Origin of the sequence: Methanobrevibacter cuticularis, from assembly GCF_001639285.1 — an archaeon.
GTDB classification, from domain to species: Archaea; Methanobacteriota; Methanobacteria; order Methanobacteriales; family Methanobacteriaceae; genus Methanobaculum; species Methanobaculum cuticulare.
In genome coordinates this window covers 24,392-30,827 of the sequence record NZ_LWMW01000096.1, presented here as the reverse complement: position 1 = coordinate 30,827, position 6,436 = coordinate 24,392, and the positions used below count along the sequence as shown (strand labels likewise).

4 protein-coding genes are annotated in these 6,436 nt (G+C 27.7%); all 4 read right to left on the bottom strand.

Annotation, left to right across the window (positions count from 1 at the left end; genetic code table 11):
• Positions 1 to 235, bottom strand: a 235-nt coding sequence (locus tag MBCUT_RS04870; protein ID WP_157082484.1) for a helix-turn-helix domain-containing protein, incomplete at its 3' end; no start/stop codon positions are given.
• Between the two features lie 275 nt (positions 236 to 510).
• Positions 511 to 2,640, bottom strand: coding sequence for a beta strand repeat-containing protein (locus tag MBCUT_RS04865; protein WP_067259547.1), 2,130 nt, complete (start codon positions 2,638 to 2,640; stop codon positions 511 to 513).
• Between the two features lie 1,105 nt (positions 2,641 to 3,745).
• Positions 3,746 to 5,467, bottom strand: a complete 1,722-nt coding sequence (locus MBCUT_RS04860; protein ID WP_067259545.1) for a hypothetical protein — start codon at positions 5,465 to 5,467, stop codon at positions 3,746 to 3,748.
• Between the two features lie 370 nt (positions 5,468 to 5,837).
• Positions 5,838 to 6,242, bottom strand: coding sequence for a transposase (locus MBCUT_RS11535; protein ID WP_342667569.1), 405 nt, complete (start codon positions 6,240 to 6,242; stop codon positions 5,838 to 5,840).
• Positions 6,243 to 6,436: the final 194 nt, after the last annotated feature.

The following is a 6,436-nucleotide window of genomic DNA, read 5'->3' as shown; positions in this document are numbered from 1 at the left end:
GAATTTTACGAGTGCTCAAGAAACTTTCATTGATCATTATTTCATCTAGTTTTTTAAACTCTTCTTCAGTTAATTTAGCTTTTCTCCCACCATTCTTGTATTTTGGATATAAATTTTCATATCCTCCCTCATTCCACTCATCTAACCATCTATGCCCAGTAGATAATGAAATTTCCATCAATTCTACTGCTTCATCAACAGTTTTTTTATTATACAAAAATCGGATAAAAATCAATTTTTTTAAAACATCAGCTTCTTACTGATGCCTACTAATAATTTTATTCAAACAATATTTCTTAATACAGATTTTAACTTCTTTTTGTATCTTATTTACCATGAAAAAATTTGTTTCACATTACTTTTAAACTTTTCGATTTAAACTATAATTATAAAACCCTAAATTTTCTTAATAAATAGTTATTATAAATGTAAGAAAAAGTAATAATAAATCAAAAAAAGTATGTCTAAGAATCATATTAATATAAAAAAGAAAAAAAGTTTAAATTTTTTTTATTGTTTACGGTAATAAACAAAACCAATTACAGATATTACTAGTAAAAATATTAAGTTTGTTGGCAAACCTGTTGATTTCATACTTGCTTGAGCTGTTGGATTGTTACTTGTTCCATTATTATTTGGTTCTGGAGTTGGTGTAGGTTCTGGTGGTTTAGGTGGAATCGTTGGCACTGGTGGTATTGGTGGTGTTGGTGGTAAAGTTACAGTTCCTTCAAGATTTTGCACTTCATTGTCAGTTATAAAAGTATAAGTGACATTTCCACTTTTATCTAAAGTAATATTGAAAGTTTTATCAAACCTAGCATCAAATGATTCAATAGCTCCACTAGCAATATTTGTGTAGACATTTGTTAGGAAATATGGTAATAAGTTATTATCTGCAGTTTCACCAGTATTTAATTTAAAACTATACTGGAACATTACAGTACCATTGGAATCTAAGGATGTTAGATTTGTGACATTCATAACAAAGTGATTATTAAGAGTGATTCCGATAATCTTGTTTATTTCTGGGTTGTTTGAACCCCACCAATTATAATCGGCATTGGTATCAATAGCATTATTATTTAGGTCATATTCTGTGTTGTTGAAGATTCTATTGTAATTGATTGTTGTATTATTTGATGAAGAATTTATATAGATTCCTTGGGAATTATTTATAATGTTACAACCAAGAATAGATATATTACTACCTCCATTAGTGATAGCACCACCATATTCAGCTCTGTTATTTGTGAAATTAGAGTTAGTAATAGTTATATTATCTCCCCAATTGAGTATTGCCCCACCATTACTATTAGCTATGTTGCTTTTAAATTCAGAGTTCATAATAACCATATTAATGTTATCATTATATACGGCACCACCATAACTAGCCGTATTGTTTGTGAACTTAGAGCTTCTAATAGTCAAGTTAGTACCATAATTGCTTATAGCACCACCACGACTAATAGCTACGTTATTTATGAAATTAGAGTTAGTAATAGTTGTATTATCTCCCCAATTGAGTATTGCCCCACCATTACTATCTTGAGCGGCATTATTGTTGAAGAGGGAATTGCTAATTATCATACTAAATCCATTATTGTAGATAGCACCACCATATTCAGCTCTGTTATTTGTGAAATTAGAGTTATTAACAATCACATTATTGGCAGAATTAGCTACAGCTCCTCCGAATGTTGCCATATTATTAATGAAACTAGAGTTGCTAATGGTGACATTATTGGCATTATTAGATATGCCTCCACCCCCCATATTCGCTATGTTATTTGTGAAATTAGAGTTGGTAACAATCATATTATTAGCAGAATTAGATATGGCTCCACCACCATAAGGGCCTGTATTATTTTCGAATTTACAGTTATTAATAATCATGTAAGTATCACTATTAATACCACCATTTCTGTGAATCGCTCCACCTAAACTACTTACTGTATTATTTATGAAGTTAGAATTATTAATAATTATATGAGCACCCTCATAGTTGAAAATGAGGATAGCGCCTCCATTTTCTCCACTATTATTTACGAAATTAGAATTATTTATACTAATACGAGCTATTTTGTCAAAGTTGAAAATAGCACCCCCACCAGAAAAACTTCCGCGATTATTTGTTAAGTTGGAGTTAGTAATACTTATATTAGCACCATGATCATTATTGTAATTGTAAATTGCTCCACCATTAAGTGCTTTATTATTGGTTAAGATACTGTTGTTTATTGTGATTGTTCCGCTATTATATATAGCTCCACCATCTGTAGCGTTTCCATTGGTTAATGTGATGTTTATTAATGTTAACCATCCTGTACTTGTTACGTTGAATATTCTTCCTAAGTTTTGTGCATCTATTATCGTTTTGTCTGCACCTTTGCCTATTATTGTTAGGTTTTTATTTATTATTATGCCATTAGTGCCATTTAAATGAGAGTTATTGTATGTTCCCTCGGCTAAATATATTATATCACCATTACTTGTTCCATTTTCAGTAGCATTAGCTATTGTATTATTAGTTGAATTCATATGCACATCTGCTGCATTTATTCCTGATAAAGCAATGAAGAATAGTATCAATAGCATGCATGGAATTAAAAGTTTTTTATTCATCATATTCTTTTTAACCATATTTTTAAATCCATATTATATTTTTTATAGAATTGTTATAATATACTATAATATTTGGTATTATAATATACTATCATATTTGGTATTATAATATACTATCATATTTGGTATTATAATATACTATCATGTTTGTTATATAAAATTTCATACTATCATAAATTTAAAATTACTTTATATAACATTATATAATTTCTAGTAACTACTATTTAACACTATTTAATTTTTCTGTAAAAACTTCTATATTTTTTTAGACTCAAATCTAGTTTTATAGAATATATCAATAACAAACCATTTAGGTAAGACAAAAATGTAGCTAAAATAAGCAACAATATTACACGTTGGATTAAAGCTTTTTTCGTTAGATAGAATTAAAGATTGATCCTAATAAATATTCAGCCATATTAGTTATTAGTGAGATATGTCATTAGATAGAATATAAGGATTGGTCCCAATCAAAAAAAGGTTAGTCTAAAGAATTTTATACAAATTTTAACTCTAAATAGAGTGTATATTACTTTATTTTTTATTTTTTAAAATTTTGAGTTTTTTGCAATTGAAATTTTTAAAAATATACTCATTTTTTAAATCTACGTAGCGTTCATGCTGAATGTGTTAAATTATTAGCTATAAACAGATAAAACTGATGATATTTAACTAAATCAGCTAAAATTTCAGTTGAGCTAACACAATTAATCTCATCATAAATGAAGATATTTAAAAAATTTTTTAGGATAAATAGGTTTTTCTCCATTATCAACAAATTTTTCAACAAAAAATTCATCAGAAAAATCAATCAAAAAGCGAGGAATATCTTCACTTGGAATATCATCAAACTGATTATGAAGAATCTATTTGGTTTGACATATCAAACTTCACTAAAGCAATAAAAAAAACACCAACATAATTTAATAAAACATTAAACAAATATCTTATGTCATTATATGTGAAATTAAACGAAAATAAGACTTATGACCACGAAACTTCACATTTTATAAAACGTGTACAATAAAGTCAAGAAAAATTAGATTGAAATCAATTAATGTAAAAAAAAGAAAAATTAGATTGAAATCAATTAATGTAAAAAAAAAAAAGAAAAAGTAAATTTTTATTGTTTACGGTAAAAACTAAAACCAAGTACAGATAATAATATGAGTAGTAGATTTATTGGCAAACCTGTTGATTTCATACTTGCTTGAGCTGTTGGATTGTTACTTGTTCCATTATTATTTGGTTCTGGAGTTGGTGTAGGTTCTGGTGGTTTAGGTGGAATCGTTGGCACTGGTGGTGTTGGTGGTAAAGTTACAGTTCCTTCAAGATTTTGCACTTCATTGTCAGTTATAAAAGTATAAGTGACATTTCCACTTTTATCTAAAGTAATATTGAAAGTTTTATCAAACCTAGCATCAAATGATTCAATAGCTCCACTAGCAATATTTGTGTAGACATTTGTTAGGAAATATGGTAATAAGTTATTATCTGCAGTTTCACCAGTATTTAATTTAAAACTATACTGGAATATTACAGTACCATTGGAATCTAAGGATGTTAGATTTGTGACATTCATAACAAAGTGATTATTAAGAGTGATTCCGATAATCTTGTTTATTTCTGGGTTGTTTGAACCCCACCAATTATAATCGGCATTGGTATCAATAGCATTATTATTTAGGTCATATTCTGTGTTGTTGAAGATTCTATTGTAATTAATAGTAATGTTTTCTGAATCAGAATTTATATAAATTCCTTGTGAATTGTTTATAATATTGCAACCAATAATATTCATGTTTATTACATCTTCATTATAGATAGCACCAGTATCATTAGCTGTGTTTTTAGTGAAGTTAGAATTAGTAATATTTATATTTTCAACACCGACATTATAGATAGCACCACCACGACTATTGGCTGTGTTGCTATTGAACGTTGAATCAAGAATATTCACATTTTCATTGTAGTAATTAGAGATTGCTCCACCTCCACCATCAAAATCATCGGTCAAGATATTATTGTTAGTGAATGTTGAATTAGTAATATTTATATTAATACCTCCGAAGTTTTGGATTGCTCCCCCAGAATATTCAGCTGTGTTATTAATGAATAATGAATTGGTAATCGTCATAGAATCGGCATAGTTGAGGATTGCTCCGCCTTCTGAATTTGCTATATTATTAGTGAATATAGAATTGTTAATAGTTAAGGTATTGTCATCAGTATTATAAATCGCTCCACCGGGGTTACCTTGATTGTTACTGAATGTAGAATTATCAATAATTATCGTACCAATGTCATAAGAAGTAGCGATTGCTCCACCTCCAGATATGGCGTTATTATTATTAAATATCGAACCGATAACACTTGTAGTGCCACCATCATTGTAGATTGCTCCACCATAGTGCCTGACTGAATTATTAGTAAATATACAATTTTGCACTGCTACTTTTCCACCCTCATTGTACATGGTTCCCCCATTGTCAGCATTTCCATTGGTTAGTGTGATATTTATTAGTGTTAGGCTTCCCGTGCTTGTTATATCGAATATTCTTTCTAATTGCTGAGCATTTATTATTGTAGCTTCTTTATTTTTTCCTACTATTGTCAGGTTTTTGTCTATTATTATGCTAGTTACATTATTGGTGTATATTCCAGTGCCTAAATTTATTCTGTCTCCATCATTTGCATCTGATACAGTTTTATTTAAACCACCACTTGTAGTGTTAGTTATATTATGTTCTGCTGCGTTTGCTGATGATAAAGCAATGAAAATTAATGTTAATATTATGGTAGAAACTAAAAGCTTTTTAGGCAAGTTATTTTTCTTTTTTATCATTTTTTCACCTCCTTTAATTTTTTATGGAATGTTATATACCTTAATATATTTTCTACATATAATTTTATAATATAATGTATACGAATAATTAAGTATATAACAATACACATTTATAATTACTAGTATTTAATATTTTGTTAATTATTTGTATACATTATATTTTTACTAATTTTATACTAATAGTACTGGACTATACTAATAGTACTGGACTATGCTATAGTACTGGACCAATGCTGTCAACTTAAAGAATTATTACTTTAATATTCTAATGAATGCAACATTCCATTTAAATATAAATTATAAAAAATTAATTAAAAATATTGAAATTTTAAAGAAAATTTTCTTAAATTGACAGCATTGAGTACTGGACTTAACTTTTCGAAAGAAATTTTTTAATCCATTTGTTTGTGAAAGATTTTTCTTTAAGGTATTTGGAATAATAGTATTTAACTTTTTTTAATAGCTCTTCAATAGATTTGAAATCAGTTGAAGAGATTTTTTTCTTCATAGCTCCCCATACTTGTTCAATGGGGTTGAATTTAGGTGAGTGAGTTGGTAAAAATAATAATTTAATGTTTAAAAATTTTGCAACATTTCGTGCTAAATGAGATTTGTGGGCAGAATAATCGTCTAAAACAATACCAATTCTTTTTTCTTTTTTTAACTCTCCATTTATTTCTGGATTTTCTTCCATCCATTTATATATTATTTGTTCTTGGATTTCAACAATTTTTTTGGTTTTAATATTAATTGAGCTAAATATTCGTTTTAATATTTTATCTAAAGCAGTTGAATTCTTGTATTTCTTATTTGTAGCAGCAATAACCTTTTCATTTAATTCATTATTATCTGGAATATTCTTCTTTAATTCTCCTTTAATAAATTCATGATTTAATTGATCACAATTAACAAATTCATAGAGATTTTTAGCAATTTTTGCATTGTTAATATTATGTATTCTAATATCAA

What these genes read in the sequence shown, in the direction of transcription:
- MBCUT_RS04860 (WP_067259545.1), bottom strand. Translation starts at nt 5,467, where the DNA reads ATGATAAAAAAGAAAAATAACTTGCCTAAAAAGCTTTTAGTTTCTACC.
- MBCUT_RS04865 (WP_067259547.1), bottom strand. Translation starts at nt 2,640, where the DNA reads ATGGTTAAAAAGAATATGATGAATAAAAAACTTTTAATTCCATGCATG.